We start from the raw sequence: 22,406 nt of genomic DNA on the forward strand, positions 1-22,406 counted from the left end.
CCATGTCATAATGCGTATCCGTTTTGTCTTCAAATGCACTTCAGTCCGCCATGCAGTCTGCCGGGTTACTGCCGATAACCGGATAAGCCCTCTTGTCCAGCCGTTCCGACTGTTCAACAAGCAGACTCTGATAAACGGGAACAGTCTTTACCACTTCCATATCCCGTTTTTTCTGTTTGATGATTGAGTGCTGCGGATAGTCACAATCCACCACAGCTACATTCAGTCCTTTCACATAATGCAGTCACGATGCCGCATAAATGGTGAATGTTGATTTACCCACGCCCCCTTTCTGGGTAGCGAACGAAACGAATAATGTTTTCTTTCTCTTTTCCATTGTTACCTAATTTAAGTGAATAATTTGATTTATTGATAGTTTAGCGGATAGATGCCTATCCACTTATCCGTTCATTCATTTCATTATCAGTTTAGCTTTATAGCTATGTAGCTACTTAGCTATGGAACTATTTGTCTATTTAGCTATATACTTACCTAGCTATCCAATTATATAGTTATTTATCTATTCAGCTATGTAGCCACATAGCTATCCGGCTGTTTATCTAAGTGTTTAGTTAATAGTCTATTTACCTGTCCATTTATCCGAATATCCACTTGCTTGTCTATACATCTTTATATATGTATAGCTGTATAAGCGGATAGATAACCTTATGAACGCTTATCTGAAAACTTATTTAATCAAATGGCTATTCAGACAAAAAGCTATTCGGATAGAAAACCGTCCGCATAGTTATCCTGATAACCATCTTTTTATCTATCCAGATAAGTGGCTAAATAACTATCCGACTGCAAATAAACCTCAAAAAGAGCATCCGTAATGTACCTGTGGTTTCAAAGTCATTTGTTGGCGGCTGTTGGCGTGATGCCTGATAATAACCATACCGAAAAAACTATCTACCTTTGTCGCCGGGAGAGCGCAGCCCGTTCTCGAAAAGAGAACGTAAAACAAACCCTTCAGACCTTTAATCCGGCCCAGCCGGATTTTAATATGCGTCAGCATATAGCGAGGTGTACTTTCAGCGGTTGAAAATATTTCCACCCGCTGAAAGTCTCGCCCCGAAAGTTCTTTCGGGGGTGTCAGTTCTCCTAAGTCGAACTTCCTAAATTATTCATGTTATGAAAGATGAAACAAGAATCCGTGGCGCCGCAGGGCGCAAGGTGCTGGCAGACCCGCGCACGCACCGCTATTACCTCTGTCTCAATGACGGAGAGAACGAAAAGTTTATCTCCATGTTCGAGCAATCGGGCATGAAAAACAAAGCCGAATTTATCTTTGCCCGTATCTTCGGTTGAGAGTTCAAGGTAGTGAAGATTGATAAAGAAGCGCAGGAATATTACGCCCAGCTCACCGCTTTCTATCAACAGTTCCGAAGAATAGGAAACAACTACAACCAATGTGTAAAGACCATCCATACCATTTACGGGGAGAAGAAATCGCTTGCGTTTCTCTACAAACTTGCCGAAGAAACCCGTAAACTGGAAGAAGTATGCAGGCAGGTTATCGAACTGACAAAGCGGTACGAAAAGGAGTATCTCACTAAAAAGGAATAACGTCATGGTGCCGAATATCACATCGGGCTGTTCATTCTATGGAGTGATTGCCTATAATAAGATAAAAGTGGACGACGGTACGGCAAAGGTATTGTGACACCCGAAAATTGCGGCTGATACTTCGGGCAATGTACCGATTGAAAACTGCGTGCAGGCTTTTGAGCCTTACATTGCACTCAATTCACACGTCAAGAAACCTGTTATCCATATTTCATTGAATCCTTCTCCGAAAGACATTCTTTCGGAAGAGCAAATGACCGTACTGGCGCAGGAGTTTATGGAAAAGTTCGGTTACGAGAACCAACCTTATATAGTCTGGCTGCACGAAGACATAAACCGCAAACACATGCACATTGTATCAGTACGCATTGATGAAACCGGAGAAAAGATAGACCATAATCGGGAGGCTATCCGGGCACAGAACATCTGTCGTGAAATGGAAGTGAAGTACGGGCTTCATCCCACACTCGGAGAACACGGTGAGCGGGAACTGGTAAGTCTGCAAAAAGTGGACTATCCGAAAGGTGACGTGAAAGTACAGGTGAAGCATACCGCCCGTACCTTGCTGGAATGTTACAACTGTCATTCACTTGCCGAATACAATACTCTTCTGAATTTGTATAACGTCACTGTTTACGAAATCAGGGGAAGTGTGGACGGGAAGGAGTACCACGGCGTCATGTACGGAGCTTTGGATGATGACGGACAGCAGGTAGGAACACCTTTCAAATCCAGCAAGTTCGGTAAGGTGTTCGGTTATGAAGCATTGCAAAAGAAGTTTGCCGCTTCTGTCGGAAAGGTGAAGAAGGACAACCTCGCAGAAAGGACAAAGCTGGAAATCATTAAAGCCATGCAGGACATCGGCACGAAAGAAGATTTTGCCCGCAGGTTGAAAGAGGCGGATATAGAAGTCGTTTACCGTATCAATCCCGAAGGACGTCTGTATGGTATCACCTTCATAGACCATACCTGCCGGACAGTGTTCAACGGCTCTCGTCTGGGCAAAGCCTTTTCAGCCAATGTGTTCAACGAATTGTTTAACAACTCGGATGCAGACCGTGAAAGACTGATACCACAACCGGAGCAGGAACCGTCCCGGCAGGAAAAGGAAACGAAAGCGGAAGAAAGGCAGGAAAGAACAGAATACCGGCAGCAGAAAAATCGAAGCCATCATCAGAGTGAATTATCAGAAAGTCTGATTGATACATCCGCACTCGGTGCCGTTGACATTTTCTCCATACTTATGGAAGACGACCATACACGCGAGTACATTGATCCGGCCTTCCGTTATGGACGCAAGAAAAAGAAGAAGCGCAGGCGCAGGTTATAGTATAATTAATGTATAGAACAAGAAGTTTAATTTTAATAGTTACAATTATGCAGAATGAAGATGATTTAAGAGGTCTTGCCAAAGTCACAGACTTTATGCGGGCCATCAGTTTTTTATTTTTGGCGATACACATCTATTGGTTTTGTTATGGCTGACTGCATGAAATGGGCTGAACGCTTGGCATAGTGGATAAAATACTATCCAATTTCCAGCGTACCACCGGACTATTTTCATCTTTGCTTTACACAAAACTGTTTTGTGTCCTTTTCCTCGGTTTGTCCTGCATGGGCAACAAGGGAGTGAAGAAGCATGAAATCACATGAAGGCAGATTATCATTGCGGCCATAGTGGGCACCATGCTCTTTTTCCTGAACTGGTGGTTATTATCTATCAATGCATCATCCGGTGTGTGTGCGGTACTTTATATTACAACACTGACCGGCGGTTTTTTCTGTCTGCTGGCATCCGGTTTATGGATAAGCCGCCTGTTGAAGAACAACCTGTTGGAAGACGTTTTCAACCGTGAGAATGAATCCTTCATGCAGGAAACAAAACTCATGGGAAACGAGTATTCCGTCAATCTGCCGACCAAGTTCTGGTATAAAGGCAAAGAATGGAAAGGCTGGATTAATGTAGTGAATCCGTTCCGGGCAAGCATGATTTTGGGTACACCGGGTAGCGGTAAGTCGTATGCCGTAGTCAATAATTATATAAAGCAGGCAATCGAGAAGTCCTATGCGCTTTATATATATGATTTTAAGTTTGATGACCTGTCGGTTATCGCTTATAACCATCTGATTAAGTATAGACACCGTTATAAGATACCACCTAAATTTTATGTAATCAATTTCGACAATCCAAGAAAAAGCCACCGCTGTAATCCGCTGGCTCCCGAACTGATGACGGATATTTCGGATGCGTATGAATCCAGTTATACCATCATGTTGAACCTGAATAAAAGTTGGGTGCAAAAACAGGGAGACTTCTTTGTAGAATCTCCGATTGTATTGTTTACGGCCATAATTTGGTTTCTGAAAATCTATGAAGGTGGCAAATTCTGTACGTTCCCACATGCTATCGAATTGCTTAATAAAAGGTATGAAGACGTCTTTACTATTCTGACAAGTTACCCTGATTTGGAGAACTATCTAAGTCCGTTTATTGACGCATGGAAAGGTGGAGCGAGTGAGCAGCTCCAGGGCCAGATAGCAAGTGCTAAAATCCCGTTATCCAGACTGATAAGTCCGCAACTCTATTGGGTAATGTCCGGCAGTGACTTTACACTGGATATTAATAATCCCAAAGAACCAAAAGTGTTATGTGTGGGCAACAATCCTGATAGAATTTCAATCTATGGGGCGGCATTGGGGCTCTATAACTCTCGTATCGTTAAGCTGATAAATAAGAAGAAACAACTGAAAAGTTGTGTGATTATTGACGAGTTACCAACCATCTTCTTTAAAGGTTTGGACAATCTGATTGCCACGGCACGAAGCTACAAAGTGGCGGTTGTGTTAGGTTTTCAGGATTTCAGCCAGTTAAAGCGCGATTACGGAGACAAGGAGGCCGCCGTTATCATGTCAACTGTGGGCAATGTTTTTAGCGGTCAAGTGGTGGGTGAAACAGCCAAAACATTGTCGGAAAGGTTTGGGAAAATCCTACAAAAAAGAGAGTCTATGAGCATTAACCGCAACGATACATCAACGTCAATCAATACCCAGTTAGACAGTCTGATACCTGCATCCAAAATCAGCACACTCTCGCAAGGGATGTTTGTCGGCGCAGTAGCAGACAACTTTGGAGAGACAATCGAACAGAAAATTTTCCATGCGCAGATAGTCGTGGACAATGAAGCTGTACAGAAAGAGACAGCGGCCTACCAGCCCATTCCCGAAATCAGTAGTTTTCTGAACGAAAACCGCAATGATACAATGGAGCAGCAGATACAAGCGAATTATCGGCAAATCAAACAGGATATTGTCGAACTGGTGGAGAACGAACTGATTCGTATTGAGAATGACCCGGAACTCAAACATCTGTTGGGAAATGACAAAGAGGAACCGGGCAAAGCCTAAAACAGTGTCATAACAATATGTTTTCTACGACACATTGCAGCAATCCCGAAAGCTGTGCAGGCTTCACTTCCGTAGATTACCCCAAAGAGCCGTTCTTAGGAAAGGACAAAAGTATGGGCAGGCACCCGGATAAGTCCAACCAGCCTGCCCACCCTTGTCTATTAGCTTCTTAAAAGAAAATATGTACAGATATACGGCACTTAGAAATAAATGCTGTATATCTGTACACATAAGACAAGATAATATAGAGGGATTTTCACAAAGAACCTTCATTCTTTTACTTATCTTTCATTATCTTCCTAACATACAACACCTTCCACCTTTCGCTTATTTCCAATTCATTTCTTTCAATATATCTGTTCCCTTTTCGAGTACATGGCATTATGATTGTCATCAATGCTGACTATCCCATTGGTTTCTAACATGACAATCGTGGTTTTAATAGAGGTGTAATAGACATTTTCCCGTCGTAAAAAATGTCCCATATCTGCTAAATTATATTCAGAAACAGGTTTAATTTAGTTTAAAAGTTTATCAGTTAGCAGTTTTCTCTCTATTTATTATGGGGAAAGCTATTTTGATGAAAATCACTTAGTGATATTATTCGAAGGGCCTACTTAAAACAAAAGGATTAGAAGAAAATTTCTAATCCTTTTTTGCTTTTTGAGATTCCTGATAAAGCTCATTTTGACTACAATCGACTTTATATGAATGATAATATTTTCAAAATGAATCAATTCATAAAATTACAATTCGAATCACTATTCAAAAGATGTCAAGTTATTGCATTTTTTCGTCCCTATATGCTCTCCTCTTTATCTGGCACTAATAGCGGCCTCAATCCAATTTTCAAGATTGTTAGCTATATCATTATATGCATCAAAAGAGTTAGGATTATAAGTCTTTACCACACTTGACAGTTTTGTTTTTCCATCAGTAAAATAAATGTTATCAAAAGGATTTGCACCTTGTCTACATTTTCCATTGCGAGGACATTTTAAATTATGAATATAAATACCTAAAACACCTTTTCCATCATTCCATGCTTTTCTTATTTCATAGTCAACCCAAGGTCTGCTAGCCGTTTCAGAACCAATAAGGACAACTAAGCAACTTTTATATTTCATATTATCATCAATCCAACGTTTTATAGCTGCATCTCCTCCTTTTTTTACTGTTTCCCATTCATTTGCAGAAACAGGTTTGTTTTCTTCCAGAGCACCAATATTACGAATTTGCTGTACACGGAAAACATCATTATCATAATGAAAACTGTAAAAAAATTGTCTTTTTGCCATATTTTTTATATTTTTTGTAAGATATTAATTGCTTTTATAACGTTTGTAATAATCATTTCTATCGAGGTAGTCGAATCACCGATTTTCTTAATTGCATTTTTTAGTTCAAAATTATTTGGATAATATTTATCTATATTAATCATTACATCATCCCATAAAGCTTTTGATATAAAACCAGTAACTCCAATTGGAATTGGGAAAACACCGTATTCCAAACAGATATTAAATTCTTCTTCCATTCCATTTGAATGAACGACTTCACCATTAGCATTAACTTTATTCCCAAACATAAAAATGGCAATGCCAGCTTTAGAAATCATGTCTTTTCTATAATCTGTCCAAATTTCAGGTATAGTTTTTGAACCAGATTGTATTTGTGGGAATGGTCTTAATATTAGTAAATCATCTAAATTACGATAATTAGAACTTAATTTGAACTCCAACGCTCCATTGATAACTACACTTCCAATCCCAAGCCCATACCCTGAGACTATTTTATATTCATTTTCCGCAAGTTTATAACTCAATTGATGAATTAATTCCTTAGCTTCATCGGGAGTATAAGGATCATAAATGTGAGCAGCTCCTGAAACGAAAATATTTCTTCTTTTTATCTTTTTTTCTATCTCTAACAGTATAGAAGTTATTTCATTATATTGCCTTATCATTACCGCATGTATCCCATACCTAAGAAGATCATCTATTTTCAGTTCTTGTTTAATCTTTGCATACAAGTAGTTTTCATTATTTTTCTCTTTTGTTAGGTTTGGATCATTAAAATCCTCAGCTAAGACTTCTTTAAAGAAACAGTAATGAGTTGGAGTATTATCTTTTAGTAAAACCTTTATCCTACTTAAAATATATTCTAAATTAGGGTCATCAAAGCTAAATCCTATAAATAGAAATGTTTTAGAAAGCAAGTCACCTCTCAATGAAGTAGAAAAAAATTCTCTTTTGTCATTGTAGGTTTCATAGTCATCTTTGATTAATACTGCATCGTCAGGCGAATTCTTATCACCATGCATCTTATAAACAATCGCATTCTTCTTTTTTATATTTCTTGAGAAATCTTCATTTCTTATTTTTATCTCAACTGTTTTACCTTCAGCTTCTAATGTTTTCTCTATTAACTGATCGTAGTTAGTAGTCCAAAAAGTGTCTATTCCTATTCTTGCCAATATTTCGTGATTAACGCTTCCCTTTTTTAAAGTAGTAAATTCGTTTACAATTTTATTATTTATTTTCCCCCTCTTGAATTTATTAAAATGGTATTGAGCAACTGAAACCAAATCAGACTCTTTATTAATATCCAGATTTATCTCCTCTGCCAAATCTTTTAAAAGATTTTTCCAATTAACAAAGCCTAATGGGGCTGACAAGCCTGCACCTGCAAAAATGGCAGCATCACCATTAATTATTTCTGTAGCAAATGCATTTATAAATGCTTTTTGTTTTGTTGAAAATTCCATAATATCATTTTTTTAACCAATCATCCAGCCAAGTACTATGCCCATCTGGATATATAACTTTAAATATATTGTCATAAAAAGAATAACTATCTTTATAGACAGGCTCTATACGAGGATAAATTTGCAAGTATTCATTCCCATTCCAGTCGTTCTTATTGTCAGACAAAGGCAATATACAAATTTTGTCGCTATTCAACTTATAAGTATCTCCTATACCAACCTCCCAATTACACCATCTTGATATAACGGCTGAATTGGTTGCTAACAACACAAATTTATCATTGGTGATAATTTTTGATTTAATTCTTGTAGCTGTAATACCATTCGTTTTCTCAGGCATTGTTTCATCAGCCCAATCGACATAAATACTAATACCCAAATTTTCAAAAAAGATTTTTGCCTGTTCCACAATTGCTTTGTCATAATGAGAATGCGAAAGAAAAAGACTTGTCAAAGCAGAAGCCTTTGAATAAAACCTACTTTCATTTAATACGGAACTTAAACCTTTATATCCAGCTTTTATTCTCGCTATTGATTCAAATTCTTGTTTTGTAAATATTGCCATACGATTTTTTTAGCTATAAAAACAAAAATTAAGCCATGTGGATATTTAGGACGTTGTGGCATAATAAATGTTATCAAACATGACATTCTTTCTTTATTTTTCAAAAAACAACGTTTTTGGCAGAAATTTTGCTCATATTGAGGAAGTAACTACCATTAGTACATGGAAATTGTAAATCAAATCGTATATTGTCGCAGAATATTCTATTATAAATTAGGTAAGAATAGCTAAACCGATGAAATGGTTAATATCCGATTTACTTAAGAATCCGAGTAAGGGATAAAAAGTTCCGATACGGATTGATATTCAAAAAAACGCTGAAATGTTAAAAAGAAAAAGCCTAAAGATAAGGCATTGCCAATCCAACTTAATAAGAAACGTAAGGAATTAGGCCTTTAAATTAACTGAACGTTGACAATCGAGTTGGAATTAACAATGAATTTGATAAAGAAATTATATTCAGTGAAAAGAATAGTAAAACCTGAAAGTCAATCCTTTTATAGCTACTACCTTCATTTTGTAGAACGAAAAGAAGAATTGAATCTTGAAACTATCCGAGTGTATATGACTGCTTACAATGTATTGAAAGAATTTCAAGAAGAATTTTCGCTTTTATATGTTTCTTTTACATAGAAGTTTAATAACCATATATAAGGAAAAGTGACAACTCACCAAGTAGCAGGATTCCATAGCATAAAAATATGCGAACTGTTATTGGGGATATGTAAAGCATGATATCCAAATCAAGAATCCCTACAATTGATTCAAAATTTTACAAACTAATACATAAGAGATATATCTTGCTTGAAATGTAGTCATTTCACAAATTCCCATATAATAATTCTTTATTTATAAATTTTGTTGGCGTAGATAATAAGTCATAACGTCATTTCCCGTCAATCTCCGCCAATCATTTCCATTAGTCTTAAAAACGTAATATCCTATCAATTAAACCTCTACATTCGCACCGACGGGCTAAAGTTTACCCGGTATTGATTAATTATTGTATCACTTAAATTATTGATTTTATGGCTAAAAAAAAGCAAGAACAACAAGAACAGAGTCAGGACGAGCATGTAATGGCCATCCTTGACAAGCGAACGAACAAAACCGCAGTCGTTTCCAAAATGAACGAGCAGGACGGCAGTCTCGAAATCGTGCCACCCGACAAAAAGAACAGCAGCAGTTTCCTCAAACTGGATCGTACCTCACCGCTGGAACTATTCTTCACCAATTTCAAGAACCAGTACGAAAATCCCACGAGTTTCAGTTTCTTCCTTGTACCTCTTGTCCTTTTGGAAAAGACACTGAATGCCGTAGTCCAAATCCGAAAAGGGGAAGCCCCCGGAGTAGAAGGTAAAAAACTGGTGGAGAACAGCGAACTCAACGATGAAGGACGTATCGCCAAACTTGCCCGCCGGTATAAGTTTGACGAACACCAGCTTCCGTGGAAAGAACTCGCCGCATTGGGAGTTGACAAACAACTATTGTTTGACAACCATTGCATGGGTGAGATGCTGAAAGGGAGGATTACCTCTATGGCTTTCCCCATCAGTAAGGAAGTGAACGGTGAAAAGAAGGATATGGGGGAAGCCTGTTTCCTCTGTGTCAAAGGGGAGGACGGCAAGGTGCAACTGAAAACTCTAAGCAGGCTTGACAAACCGCAGTATGACCTGCCTGCCTATAAAGGAGTATTCACGGACGAGGAAAAGCAGTCGCTTAAAGACACCGGAACTTTGGGGGCAATCAAGGAGATGAAGGATACCCATACGGGAACAGTTTGCAACTGTTATGTATCTTTCCATGAACCGAGCAACCGTATCATAACCATGCCGGTGGATGCCATCAAGATACCCGATTATATCTACGGGAAAAGGCTGGATGACAAACAGAAGCAAATCCTTGCGTCAGGAGGCCAGCTTCCCATCAATGACATACAGCGCAAAAACGATACGCTACTTTCCGGGGTTGCTTTCGTCGATCCGAGAATAATGGACATCGCATTCAAGCAGTCCGGTGAACAACTGAAGGTCAACGACACTATCATGGGTGCCAAAATCACGCCTGAGCAAAAGAAGATGCTCCAGAACCATGAAATGGTGTTCGTTGAGAATATGCGCTACAAAGGCAGGGTATTTTCCGATGATGTACGTTTCAGCAACAAGAGCAACCAACTGCTGATAGGACGTAACGCCCGTGAATACAAACCCACTATTGATAGTAAGAAAAATGACAAGAAAAAGGAGGTAAAACAGCAGGCACCCCGCCATGTGGCGTCTGTAAAGGCCCAGTCAAAAAAGAGTCTTTCGGTCATGTAACAGACAGATTATTCATGTTTTTAGCAGATATATACCCGGTTCTCTTTTATGGCAGCCGGGTATATGTTTAATATCCGATTAACATTTTAAAGCGATAACAAATGATTATACAAGATAAAAATACCGCAACCGGAGAATTGTCCTATTTTGAGACGACTCTCTTTCTTTATTTAAAGGAAAGCCATCCGCATATTGCCGGAGACAAAGAACTTGTCCGAATGCGGGCCGACGAGGCGGCAGGCAGCTACGAACGTGCCATACGTGACGGTTTATCCGTTACGCAGGCTTTGCAACTGGCCGAGTCCGTTCTCTATCAGGACTTGCGCTTTTCCAGATTCGATACGATTTTCGAGGTAGTGTCGGAGTGGTTTCCCGAAGTGCGGCCTGAAAGACGGACGGGGTTCTGCCTGAAAGTATTGTCACCCGCAGAAACTGTATTCAGCAAATATCCCATAGACGACCGGTTTGAATCATCCCCGTCCTATCATACACTTACCGTTGAACTTACAGGTTTCATACAATTTTATATAGAACAATATGGCATATAACAAACGACAACATTTGGCGGACAACATAGCCGCACTTGAATTGATATTCATGCGCACGGAGTTTTGTCTCACGGAAGAGGGACGCAAAGTATTGAACGGTTATTCGGGTTTCGGAGGATTGAAGTGCATCCTGAATCCGGCGGAAAAAGACACGGACATTGAAAGATGAACGACAGACAGGGAACTGTTTCCCCAAGTCCGACTGCTGCATGAACTTTTGCGTGAGTATTCCAAAGACGAAAAAGAATACAAGGTATACGTCCAAAGCCTTAAAAGCTCCGTTCTCACAGCCTTTTACACACCGGAACCGGTGGTAACGGCCATGCAGGAATCCTTGAAGGCACCGGGAATCCGTCCGGGACGTTTTCTTGACCCTTCTGCCGGAACGGGCATGTTTATCAGCGGCTTGAAGGATATTCCCGAAATCCATTGTTTCGAGAAAGACAAGCTCACGGGAAAAATCCTCTCATCCCTCTATCCGGAAAGCAGAGTGACCATAGACGGTTTCCAGTCCATACAGTCCTATTATAATAACTACTTCGATATGGTTTCATCCAATATCCCGTTTGGAAATACCAGAGTTTATGACCGGGATTTTGACCGGAGTGAAGACGTTGTGCGTAAATCCTCACTTGCTGCCGTACACAACTATTTCTTTCTCAAAGGTATGGACACATTACGCGAAGGCGGAATACTGGCCTATATCACGACTTCGGGCGTCATGGACTCGCCACAGAACCGTCCCGTCAGGGAATGGCTGGTGAACCATGCCAATCTTGTTTCAACCATACGTCTGCCGGACAACCTGTTTGTTGATGCGGGTACGGAAGTGAGCAGTGATTTGATCGTATTGCAGAAGAATACCCGGAAATCGGAACTGACCGAAAAGGAACGGAACTTTATTGAAACCCGCCTTATATCCGGCAGCATCAATATCAACAACAGCTATGCCGATTTAGACCATATCATCCATACTTCCGTATCTATGGGTAAAAACATGTACGGACAACCGGCCATGAATTTTATTCATGAAGGAGGTGTCGGCGCCATTTCCGAACATCTCAGGCAGTTATTGGCGCAAGATGTGGAGAACCATCTTGACCGGAAACTTTATGATGCCAATCTATCCCGCTCAAACAATTCCACCATCCTCAAAACGGAGTTTGAGACACTATTGGAAACTGTAGGAGAGACAGAACGGCAGGAGGTACAGGAAGAAAGCCCCGTACAACCCTATGAACCCATGCTCAACCTGTTTGCCGCCTATGCGGATGAAGAGCAAGCGGAGGTGCAAGTGGTAGAAAGCAGACCTTCACCAAGCCGGGCACCGTCGGCATCCCGAAAAAAGAAAGGGGATGAACCGGAAATGTTCAATCTCTTCTCCCAAGAGAACATGTACGATGAAGCCGCCACGCAGGAAGACATGACCGGGGAACGGGCGGCAGCGGAAGCAAAATGGCAGGAGCGCAGACAAAAATTCGAGGAAGAGCGGAAGAAAGAAATGGAACCACGACCGTTTACCGGAGAGACACGTCCCGAATACAAGAACGGTTCCATCGTGAAATCGGGTGAGCAATACGGATATTTAAGAGGGGTGGGTACTCCCGAAGTACAATTCCATCCGCTTAAACTGACAGTCACCCAACAATACCGGGCCGCCTACTATATCCCGCTTCGTGAAGCCTACCACAATCTCTACAATAAGGAAGCCGAAACGGAAACGGAACAGCCGGAACTACGGGAAGAACTGGTTAAGCGGTATGACAGTTTTTATCGCATGTTCAGGGAATTGAACGGAAAGGACAATGCCAAGTTCCTGCTGATGGATGCCGGAGGACGGGAAATACTTTCATTGGAACGTTCCGTTAACGGCAAGATACAGAAGGCGGATATATTTTCTGTTCCCGTATCGTTCAACGCCAATGAAGTGACACATGTGGATACACCGCAGGAAGCGCTTGCGGCATCTCTGAACAAGTTCGGGGAAGTCAATCTGGAATATATGGAAAATCTCAGTGAAACAGGCAGGCAGGAACTGCTCACACAACTAGACAGCCGTATCTTCTACAATCCCATGATGAAGAACCATGAAATCAAAGACCGTTTCATAGCGGGCAATGTGGTGGCCAAAGTCGAATGGATAGAGAACTACCTGAAAGACTATCCCGATGACGACGCAAGCAAGAAATCATTGGAAGCCTTGCAGAAAGCCATTCCGGAGCCGATCAGTTTCGAACTGCTTGATTTTAATCTGGGAGAAAGGTGGATACCCGTGTCCGTATATGAAGAGTTTACCGGATACCTTTTTGAGGCAAAAGCCCATATCCACTATACGGAATCCATCGACGAGTTCAGTGTGAGTTTTGAAGAAACGAACGCAAACATCACTGATAAATATTATGTGAAAGGAGAGAAAAGAAGCTACTACGGAAATGACCTGCTGAAGCATGCGCTGCACAACACGGTGCCCGACATAACCAAGAATGTGCAGGATGAAGAAGGCAATGATATAAAGGTGCGTGATGCCGAGGCCATCCAGCTTGCCGACGCCAAAATCAATGAAATACGGTCGGCTTTCACAGGCTGGCTGAACGAGCAGCTACCCGAATTTAAACAGCACCTTGCGGATATGTACAACCGCAAGTTCAATTGTTATGTACGTCCCGATTATGACGGTTCCCTGCAAAGTTTCCCGTTCCTTGACCTGAAAGGGCTGGACATACCGGACTTGTACGACAGCCAGAAAAATGCCGTATGGATGCTGAAGATGAACGGGGGTGGCATAATCGACCACGAGGTGGGTACGGGCAAGACCCTCATCATGTGCATAGCCGCCTTTGAGATGAAACGTCTCGGACTGGCGAACAAGCCGATGATTATCGGACTCAAAAGCAATGTGCATAACATAGCCGACACGTTCAAGAGAGCCTATCCGAACGCCAGAGTGCTGTATCCGGGCAAGGAGGACTTTACACCGGAGAAACGTGTCGGAATATTCCATGACATCAAGAACAATAACTGGGACTGTATCATCCTGACACACGACCAGTTCGGAAAAATACCCCAGTCTCCCGAAATACAGCAGGAAATATATACGCAGGAAATAGACAGCATCGAAGAGAATCTCACCATATTCGAGCAGCAGGGCAATGAAGTGAGCGGCTGGATAAAGAAGGGGCTGGAAAGAAGAAAAGAGAACCTTGAGACCAAACTTGAAAAGCTGGAACAGGATATAAAAGACCGGACGGATGACGTGACCGATTTCAGGCAAATGGGCATCGACCACCTCTTCGTTGACGAATCGCACAATTTCAAGAACCTGATGTTCAATACACGCCATGCAAGAGTTTCCGGTCTGGGCAACCCCGAAGGAAGCATGAAGGCCATGAACATGCTTTTCGCCATCCGTACCATACAGGAGCGCACAGGCAGGGATTTGGGGGCCACTTTCTTGTCCGGTACGACCATTTCCAACAGCCTGACGGAACTCTATCTCCTTTTCAAATATCTCCGTCCGAAGGAAATGGAACGGCAGGGGATTACCTGTTTTGACGGCTGGGCAGCCGTCTATGCGAAGAAAAGCACGGACTTTGAATTTTCCGTGACCAACCAGGTCGTGCAGAAAGAGCGTTTCCGCTATTTTATCAAAGTGCCGGAACTCGCCAATTTTTATGCGGAGATAACCGATTACAAAACGGCCGAAGACGTAGGGGTTGACAGGCCGGAACTCAACGAGCAACTCTATCACATACCGCCCACTCCCCAGCAGGAGATTTTCATTCAGAAACTGATAAAGTTCGCTGAAACCGGGAATGCAGCCTACATAGACAGGGAGCCTTTATCCAAGGCGGAAGAAAAGGCACAGATGCTGATCGCCACCAACTACTCGAACAAGATGTCGCTTGACATGCGGCTGATAGACCCTGAATACGGCGATAATCCGGGAAACAAGGCATCCCATTGCGCAGCCAAGATTGCGGAATATTACTATAAATATCTCGACCAGAAAGGCACACAGTTCATTTTTTCAGATTTGAGTACCTATAAACCCGACCAGTGGAACATATACAGTGAGATAAGGCGCAAACTCGTGGAAGACCATAATATCCCGGAAAAGCAGATAAAGTTTATTCAGGAAGCAAATAGCGACAACGCACGCAAGGAACTGTTCAGCGATATGAACTCCGGGCGCATCCGTTTCCTGTTCGGCTCCACCCAGAAATTGGGAACGGGAGTCAATGCGCAGCAACGCGCCGTGGCTATCCATCATTTAGACATACCCTGAAGGCCGTCCGACCTGGAACAGCGTAACGGACGGGCGGTAAGAAAGGGCAATGTCATTGCCAAGAAATATGCAGACAATAAAGTGGACTGTTACATCTATGCGGTGGAAAAGTCTCTGGACAGTTACAAGTTCAACCTGCTGCAAAACAAGCAGGTGTTCATCAACCAGCTTAAAAGCCGCAATCTGGCCGCCCGTACCATTGACGAAGGGGCGATAGACGAAAACGGCGGAGGCAATTTCAGTGAATACGTGGCCATTCTTTCAGGCAACGACGATTTGTTAGAAAAGGCAAAACTGGACAAGAAACTGGCAGTCCTTGAAAGCGAAAGGCAGGCGTATCACCGCAATAAAGGAAATGCGAAAGGAAAGCTGAATGAAAAAACCGCCGGAATAGAGAAGAACAACATTTTTATCGGACGCTTTACCAGAGATTGGAAATACCTCAATAAAGTGGCTCCGGTAAATGCGGAAACCGGGCTTCGTCCCAATCCTCTGAAACTGGACGGTGTGGATTCGGACAATATCGAGATACTCGGCAACCGGCTTGCCATAATCAATCAGAAGGCCCGGATGGAGGACGATTACATGAAAATCGGCACCCTGTTCGATTTTCGTATCCTTGTCCGTACCGAAAAGACTTGTGACGGAGACACGCAAGCCTTGCATAACAAGTTCATGGTCGAGGGACTGGACGGTATCAAATATACCTATCATAACGGTTACATAGCCAAAGACCCCAAACTGGCCGTAATGTATTTCATCAATGCGCTGGAACGTATTCCCGGCATGATTGAGAAACGGGAAAAGGAGAATGCAGAGTTGTCGAAAGATATTCCGGTCTTGCAGGAAATAGTGGCGGCCTCATGGCCCAAAGAGGGAGAAATCAAACAGTTGGGTGAAGAGCTTGCCACATTGAACCGGAAGATACAGCTTACCCTTAAACCGGTAGGACGGCATGAAAATGTAGAAGGTAAAGAACCGGAAGAACAAAGGCTTGTCAGTGGCAGTGACGTTATTCCGGATTTACCACGGCAGGCAAAACATGTACCGTCTATGGGAATCGTAGACCCAGCAAGGGAACAGAAAAAAATATCCTAATGTTTCCTGCAGCACATTTTATCCCAACTTTATAAAGTAAGTAATTGAAATTTTAAATTTTAATTACTTTAGCATTGTGATATTTTGTGCACTTTGGGAAGTATGTGACACTAAGGAATCAGTTATTATACAATATAGAACTCTGAAGTTGTAATTTCAATAGAATACTAGCAATAAAACAAATAAAATAAGGCTATATTATCTGATATTTTATTATTTTTGTAGACAAATAAATCAATATGGAATATCAAGCAAATGGAGACAACTTAAAGAATGCAAGAAATGAATTCGTAGAACTATTCTTAAGGAAAATCCTGTTCTTTTTTTAACATAAATAGTCATTTAAAATATAATATACTATGATTCTAACAGAAAACCAATTAAGGAGCCTTACCCCTACAGCTGATGTCCTTTCGGAAGCTCATCAGCAAGTTAGATATTTTTCTGTAGGCCAACGGGCATCTGTATTTCTTTCTCATAAACATGATGAGATTAGCTATCTTAAACGAGTGGCTTACATTTTAGAACGTTTACATACTAGTCTCTATGTTGACTGGCTTGATAGTTCTATGCCCAAAATAACTTCTGGAGACACAGGAGCTAAAATCAAGCAACGGATTAAAAAATATGATAAGTTCATTCTAGTTGCTTCTGATGGTGCAATTGATTCGAAATGGTGCAATTGGGAGTTGGGTTACGGAGATGCACAGAAATTCGAGACAGGGAAAATAGCATTATTTCCGATTGCTCAAAATGATGGGAGCTGGAAAGGTTCAGAATATATGCAGATATACCCGACGATTCAATATTTTGATGGAACAGAAAGCTATTCTAACAAAGAGCTAATACCTAAGGGTTACTACTATCGATACAAGGGAACGGATGGGAAATTTTATTTAAAAAACTTATATGATTGGCTTATATCATAAGCTGCATATTTTTATCTACAACTTACTATGTTCTATAAATATCAACTTATCCTTTTAGGAGATATTGAAAATGCTGTTTGTGATGCAATAAGAGTATGTTTTTTTGAAAAGATTCATGACATTGGATTGAAAGATGAGATGTTTGAAGTAATCTATGCTGATAGCTTTTCTGAAAAATATTTAAATAAACAGCCATCTTTCGTCTTTTATTTTGGAAAAACAGATCATCAAGATACAGATGCAGACATCTTAAAAATTCTCATAGATAATGGGGATGCGGTTTTTCCTATATATTTTGGTGAAAAATTCGAAAATGAGGTTCCAAAAGTTATTCATATAATGAATGGAAAACGATATATAGTTGACGATCACGAGAAATATATTAATTATGCGTTCGAATCAATGAAATTATTGAGAGAAAACCGGAAATTGTTCATCAGCTACCGCCGAACAGACTCTTCCGCAGTGGCCAATCAGCTCTTTGATGCTTTTGTTAAAAGCAATTATGATGTTTTTCTTGATACTTATTCCATCAATCCTGCAAAGAACTTTCAAGAAGAATTGCATCATAGAATGACAGATTGTGATGTACTCATTCAGCTATACACAAATGACTTTAAGAATAGTGAATGGTGTAATGAAGAGATTACATCAGCAAACCAGAAGCAGATCGGAGTTGTTGAATTGGTATGGCCTGACTGTAAACCCGATATCCATAATCTACTATGTGAACCTGTCCAACTTTCAGAGGAGTTGTTTATTAACAAGAATTTCCATAATGAAGATTGTCGCCTTACAGAAGAATCTATTATAAATATAATACATATAGTGGAATCTGTCAGAGCTAGAAATCTTGCAGCCAGACAAGATAATCTTGTAGGAGAGTTTGTTGAGGAAGCGCGTAAGCAAGAACGCCGTCTTATTCAAGAGTATCGATATCTCGTGGAGAATCTGGAAAATGGCAGAATACGATTGTTCATTCCTGCAATAGGAATACCACAATCATATGACTGCTTCGAGTCTCTTCGTTTCAGAGAGTTGCTTAATAACGAAAAGTTAGAACTATTCCTTATCTATGATGACTTATGCATTCGCAAGAGGTGGATAGAGCATCTGGAATGGCTGAATAAATCATTAGAGGTTAAAACTATAAAGAAAAAGGATTTTGAATCATGGCTCAGAAACAATTAAATATATTCCTGTCTGCAAGTATTCCTATTGAAGAAGGGAATGAGAAATATTTTAAAACAGCAGATGTTATAGCAATACGTGATTCAGTGTTAGCTCTAGCTAGCGTGGCTTTACCTAAGTATAAATTGATTTGGGGAGGGCATCCATCGATTACACCGCTTATTGCAAATATCCTGCAACATTCAGGTTTCGATATACAAAGTAGTGTAACTTTATACCAATCTATGTATTTTGAAAAATTCTTTCCTTTAGAAAATGAAAGTGTAGCACACATCATAAAAACAAAAGATTTAGGGGATAAAACTTCTAGTATAGAAGATATGAGAAAACATATGCTTGGTGATAATGAATTTTATGCTGGAATATTTATAGGAGGTATGAAAGGAGTAGAAGATGAATATAAAATGTTTACTCAACTGCATCCTAAAGCAAAGGTTTTTCCTATGGCTAGTACTGGAGCTGCAGCAAAAATCATTTATGATAAATATTTTGGTGGTCAAGAGCCACAATTACGTACCAATTTAGCTTATTCTTCTCTATTTAAAGATCTTCTTAATTTATAAACATCAATGGGGCATAAAATTTTTATATCATACAAATATGGTGATACTTCTGTAAAACGTCTTGATAGAACACCGTGGTACGAATCGACTAAAGTTCGTCATTATGTTGATGAGCTACAAGACAAACTAGAAGAGGGTGACCATATCAATAAGGGAGAGTTGGATGGTGAGGATTTGTCTAATTTTAAAGATTCCACAGTGGAATCAAAATTGAGAGACAAAATTTATGATAGTTCTGTTACTATTGTCCTCATCTCTCCTAACATGAAAGAAGCAAATAAAAACGAAGAAGACCAATGGATTCCATGGGAAGTGTCATATTCATTGCGGGAAACAACTCGTAATGACCGCACAAGCAGAAAAAATGGCATATTAGCCATTGTTCTCCCTGATATCAATGATGAATACGATTACATGCTCGAACAGAAGACGTGCTGCCAATCAGGATGTACACTATGGCACACTAATAAACTCTTTAAAGTTTTACGCATGAATATGTTCAATCAAAAGGAAAAGACTAGTTCTGTTTGTAGTCTAAGGGATAATGTCTATTACGGTTATGTAAGCTACATACATATGATTAGATGGGACAATTTTATCAGTAATATCAATTTTTGGATAAATGAGGTTAAAAAGATTCGAGACAACAAAGATGCCTACGATATCCATATTAACGTATAATAACGATGAAAAGACAAGTATTTTATAGTTTTCATTATAGTAACGATTGTTGGAGGACTCAGATTATTCGCAATATCGGAGCCATAGAAGGTAACACTCCTGTCAATGCAAGTGCTTGGGAGGAAGTAAAACGAAAAGGCTCTACAGCAATTGAAAATTGGATAGACAACAATATGAGATATCGTTCATGTGTCATTGTTCTAGTTGGATCAGAAACTGCAAGCCGCCCTTGGGTACAGTATGAGATAGAGTATGCATGGAAAACTGGAAAAGGTATTGTATGTATTGATATTCATTTCCTAAAGAATCAATATGGTGAAACTTGTTCTCAAGGTGAAAATCCATTATCGAAGTTCTGTATTGACAAAACGTATAATTTTATTGCTAAACGCGAAAATACAGTGGACAGCAATGAAATCAGGCTGTCAAATATTTGCAAATTCTATCACCCATCTGCGTCCAATACATATAATGATATTGCAAACAATATCGAGTCATTAGTAGAAGATGCTATAAACATCAGGAAACAGTATCCGTGACATTTTAGAAATGCAAATGTCCCCTATAACAAATGTATCTGGCAATCGTTGTTCTATACTTATAAAAACGGATATAAATTTATATAGTGGAAATTTCAGTTAAGATACAACTTTACTGGTCTAAGGGATACCGGTCGAGTGCTCAATATTCGACCGGTATTATAGTTATTTCTGCTTTTTCAATCCTACATATTCCAAAAGAGACTGTCCTTTCGGAGATTTCTTCCATTTCTTTTCAAGTCCCAGCATTGATGCATTTTCCAAAGGTAGCCAAAGCCTTATTCTTTTGTTCGACAGAAACAAAAATATAACGCATTGTAGTCCTTACGTCAGCATGTCCCGACAGTCGCTGTATTGCAACTATATCTAGTTCTTGTTCCAACCAATGACTGGCACGTGCATGTCGAAGACTATGACAGTGGAGATTAGAAGGTACGCACTTAGCTATTTCATGCGTTTTGACAGCATACATCTTTAGGCACTTATCGATAGCCTCTTGAAACATTTTTTCTTCTTTCCATCATAAAAAGAATAAAATAAAGAATTCTGAGAATCAGGATTTTTCCCATGAAGTACTTCGATACACATTACTGCCCCGGAAGCTACGCAGGCTCCATTTCCGCAGGTTACAGCAGAGAGCCGCTTTTCAGGAAAGGGCGAAGGCACGGCTGACACTCGGATAAATCCGACCTTGCCAGCCGTACCCTTGTCTGTCAACCGTAAACTACATCATTCCTCTTCCTCAAAGGAAAGGCTTTCTATCTGCTTGTTAATTACTTTCCAGTCAATCGAGTCTTTTAGGTTGATAATATCCACAATCGAATAATGCTTTGTCCCGTTCTCTTCTTCTGCAAAACGCAATCGACCGCTCAAACACTGTTTTTCAATCTCTGCAGGAGCAAGATTTATCAGTTCGCAGACTTCATCGGGGAGCATAGAAAGCGCCACTTCATTTTCCTGACAGATATGTTGCAGGACGGCCAGCATATTCAATGACTTCTTATAACTTCTCACGAGTGCAGCGAATGATCTGCTTTCAATTTTAATCATCTTCTTCATAACGCTTATTTTTTAGAGTGTTCTTCTTTTTCCAGTAACATGGCACAGAGTACGTCCGAACGGCGGTAATATATCTTCCCTTTGTCTCTGTGAAAGGGAAGTGTCCCGTCATTGCGTCGTCTTAAAAGCGTCCTATCCGACATCTTCGTGAGCAAGCGCACACCTTTTGAATCCAGTATCTCACTGTCAGGCAAGTTTTCGATATTGGGTGAAAGCAACTTCTCAATTCTATCTACTTTGGCAAGGATAGTACTTAACATATGGGTAACTCCAGCACCCAATACAGCTTTTCTGTTATTCATATAGACCTTGTTTTTATCGTTTATGGTGCAATATTACAGAGTTATTGTGAGCCCTTTGGTTACTCAACTGTTGAGCAACTGACAAAAAAGACAGAAACAGACAATATTATTTTATTTGATATAAGATGTTATAGAAATCATATTTCTCCATTATCTAATTATATTTCATATTAACTTTATTCAAAACGTGATTCAGATTATTGACCATAAGTATAAGCAATGGATTGCAAAAAAAGCAATTAATCACATAACAATTCAAAAAGCAGTCAAACATCTAAAATATTAGGTTAGCATTGATAATGAAATACTTATCAATTCAGTTGAAAATTCCAATAAAAGTAACTATCTTTGTATTATTATTGAAAGTCGCTGTGAAATCTACAGCAAAACGCAGAAAATAATCTGTGGTGAAATAGGTGGACTAAAAAAGGAAAACTTTATAAGCATCTACATATCAATAAGATATAATTTGGCGGTGAGTCCCAGGCGGATCACTGAAAACAAAAGAAAAATCAAGCAAATCCCTGATAATAAGACATTATCAGGGATTTCTTTTTTCTAGCAGGTAGCAGAAAATAGCCGTTTCA

Annotated in this window: 19 protein-coding genes and 2 pseudogenes; 14 read left to right on the forward strand and 7 right to left on the reverse strand. The window is 40.1% G+C overall.

The window, feature by feature from the left end; translation table 11 throughout:
* Positions 1-40 precede the first annotated feature (40 nt).
* Positions 41-235: a hypothetical protein gene (locus tag HMPREF1212_RS09150; RefSeq protein WP_004315593.1), complete on the reverse strand. Its 195-nt coding sequence runs from the start codon at positions 233-235 to the stop codon at positions 41-43.
* 600 nt (positions 236-835) lie between these two features.
* Here HMPREF1212_RS09150 and HMPREF1212_RS09155 point away from each other — a divergent pair.
* From HMPREF1212_RS09155 to mobC, 4 genes and pseudogenes are all read left to right on the forward strand, one after another.
* On the forward strand, positions 836-1,045 hold the full coding sequence (locus HMPREF1212_RS09155; RefSeq protein ID WP_046149155.1) for a hypothetical protein: 210 nt from the start codon (positions 836-838) through the stop codon (positions 1,043-1,045).
* 89 nt (positions 1,046-1,134) lie between these two features.
* Positions 1,135-1,569: pseudogene (gene mobA / locus HMPREF1212_RS27290) on the forward strand (conjugal transfer protein MobA).
* Positions 1,570-1,717: 148 nt separating this feature from the next.
* Entirely contained in the window at positions 1,718-2,899 is a 1,182-nt protein-coding gene (gene mobB / locus HMPREF1212_RS09165; RefSeq protein ID WP_046149157.1) for a conjugal transfer protein MobB, read from the forward strand.
* Positions 2,900-2,946: 47 nt separating this feature from the next.
* Positions 2,947-4,974: pseudogene (gene mobC, locus HMPREF1212_RS09170) on the forward strand (conjugal transfer protein MobC).
* 815 nt (positions 4,975-5,789) lie between these two features.
* On the opposite strand, the gene HMPREF1212_RS09175 reads toward mobC, so the two are convergent.
* The 3 genes from HMPREF1212_RS09175 to HMPREF1212_RS09185 are packed head-to-tail and all read right to left on the reverse strand — an operon-like array spanning position 5,790 to position 8,306.
* Positions 5,790-6,272, reverse strand: coding sequence for a TIR domain-containing protein (locus HMPREF1212_RS09175; protein ID WP_046149158.1), 483 nt, complete (start codon positions 6,270-6,272; stop codon positions 5,790-5,792).
* A 5-nt stretch (positions 6,273-6,277) separates the two neighbouring features.
* Entirely contained in the window at positions 6,278-7,741 is a 1,464-nt protein-coding gene (locus HMPREF1212_RS09180) for an SIR2 family protein (protein ID WP_046149159.1), read from the reverse strand.
* Between the two features lie 4 nt (positions 7,742-7,745).
* On the reverse strand, positions 7,746-8,306 hold the full coding sequence (locus tag HMPREF1212_RS09185) for a TIR domain-containing protein (protein ID WP_052724957.1): 561 nt from the start codon (positions 8,304-8,306) through the stop codon (positions 7,746-7,748).
* A gap of 1,028 nt (positions 8,307-9,334) precedes the next feature.
* On the opposite strand from HMPREF1212_RS09185, the gene HMPREF1212_RS09195 reads away from it, so the two are divergent.
* From HMPREF1212_RS09195 to HMPREF1212_RS09240, 10 genes are all read left to right on the forward strand, one after another.
* Positions 9,335-10,624, forward strand: a complete 1,290-nt coding sequence (locus HMPREF1212_RS09195; protein ID WP_046149160.1) for a DUF3945 domain-containing protein — start codon at positions 9,335-9,337, stop codon at positions 10,622-10,624.
* A gap of 101 nt (positions 10,625-10,725) precedes the next feature.
* Complete coding sequence (locus HMPREF1212_RS09200) at positions 10,726-11,172, forward strand: DUF1896 domain-containing protein (RefSeq protein ID WP_046149161.1); 447 nt, start codon at positions 10,726-10,728, stop codon at positions 11,170-11,172.
* Positions 11,162-11,341 carry a hypothetical protein gene (locus tag HMPREF1212_RS27150; protein WP_046149162.1) on the forward strand — a complete coding sequence of 60 codons (180 nt, stop codon included), beginning with the start codon at positions 11,162-11,164 and terminating at the stop codon, positions 11,339-11,341. Before HMPREF1212_RS09200 ends, HMPREF1212_RS27150 begins: the two co-directional genes overlap by 11 nt.
* A gap of 153 nt (positions 11,342-11,494) precedes the next feature.
* Positions 11,495-15,457, forward strand: coding sequence for an N-6 DNA methylase (locus tag HMPREF1212_RS09210; protein ID WP_046150310.1), 3,963 nt, complete (start codon positions 11,495-11,497; stop codon positions 15,455-15,457).
* 81 nt (positions 15,458-15,538) lie between these two features.
* Positions 15,539-16,555 (forward strand): hypothetical protein, encoded by a 1,017-nt coding sequence (locus HMPREF1212_RS09215; RefSeq protein WP_046149163.1) that lies wholly within the window; start codon positions 15,539-15,541, stop codon positions 16,553-16,555.
* 359 nt (positions 16,556-16,914) lie between these two features.
* Positions 16,915-17,484, forward strand: coding sequence for a toll/interleukin-1 receptor domain-containing protein (locus HMPREF1212_RS09220; RefSeq protein WP_046149164.1), 570 nt, complete (start codon positions 16,915-16,917; stop codon positions 17,482-17,484).
* A gap of 27 nt (positions 17,485-17,511) precedes the next feature.
* Positions 17,512-18,675 carry a toll/interleukin-1 receptor domain-containing protein gene (locus HMPREF1212_RS09225; protein WP_046149165.1) on the forward strand — a complete coding sequence of 388 codons (1,164 nt, stop codon included), beginning with the start codon at positions 17,512-17,514 and terminating at the stop codon, positions 18,673-18,675.
* The gene (locus HMPREF1212_RS09230; RefSeq protein ID WP_046149166.1) at positions 18,657-19,238 is read left to right on the forward strand and encodes an SLOG domain-containing protein; all 582 of its coding nucleotides are present in this window, start codon (positions 18,657-18,659) and stop codon (positions 19,236-19,238) included. The genes HMPREF1212_RS09225 and HMPREF1212_RS09230 overlap by 19 nt, the downstream gene beginning before the upstream one ends.
* A gap of 6 nt (positions 19,239-19,244) precedes the next feature.
* Complete coding sequence (locus tag HMPREF1212_RS09235; RefSeq protein WP_046149167.1) at positions 19,245-19,919, forward strand: TIR domain-containing protein; 675 nt, start codon at positions 19,245-19,247, stop codon at positions 19,917-19,919.
* A 5-nt stretch (positions 19,920-19,924) separates the two neighbouring features.
* Positions 19,925-20,458, forward strand: a complete 534-nt coding sequence (locus tag HMPREF1212_RS09240; protein ID WP_046149168.1) for a TIR domain-containing protein — start codon at positions 19,925-19,927, stop codon at positions 20,456-20,458.
* A gap of 235 nt (positions 20,459-20,693) precedes the next feature.
* Here HMPREF1212_RS09240 and HMPREF1212_RS27555 read toward each other — a convergent pair whose 3' ends face one another.
* The 3 genes from HMPREF1212_RS27555 to HMPREF1212_RS09255 form a co-directional block, all read right to left on the reverse strand.
* Positions 20,694-20,963: a tyrosine-type recombinase/integrase gene (locus tag HMPREF1212_RS27555; protein WP_046149169.1), complete on the reverse strand. Its 270-nt coding sequence runs from the start codon at positions 20,961-20,963 to the stop codon at positions 20,694-20,696.
* A gap of 224 nt (positions 20,964-21,187) precedes the next feature.
* Positions 21,188-21,517, reverse strand: a complete 330-nt coding sequence (locus HMPREF1212_RS09250; RefSeq protein ID WP_046149170.1) for a hypothetical protein — start codon at positions 21,515-21,517, stop codon at positions 21,188-21,190.
* A 5-nt stretch (positions 21,518-21,522) separates the two neighbouring features.
* Positions 21,523-21,819, reverse strand: coding sequence for a MerR family transcriptional regulator (locus HMPREF1212_RS09255; RefSeq protein ID WP_046149171.1), 297 nt, complete (start codon positions 21,817-21,819; stop codon positions 21,523-21,525).
* Positions 21,820-22,406: the final 587 nt, after the last annotated feature.

Origin of the sequence: Parabacteroides sp. HGS0025 (assembly GCF_000969845.1) — a bacterium.
GTDB classification, from domain to species: Bacteria; Bacteroidota; Bacteroidia; order Bacteroidales; family Tannerellaceae; genus Parabacteroides; species Parabacteroides gordonii.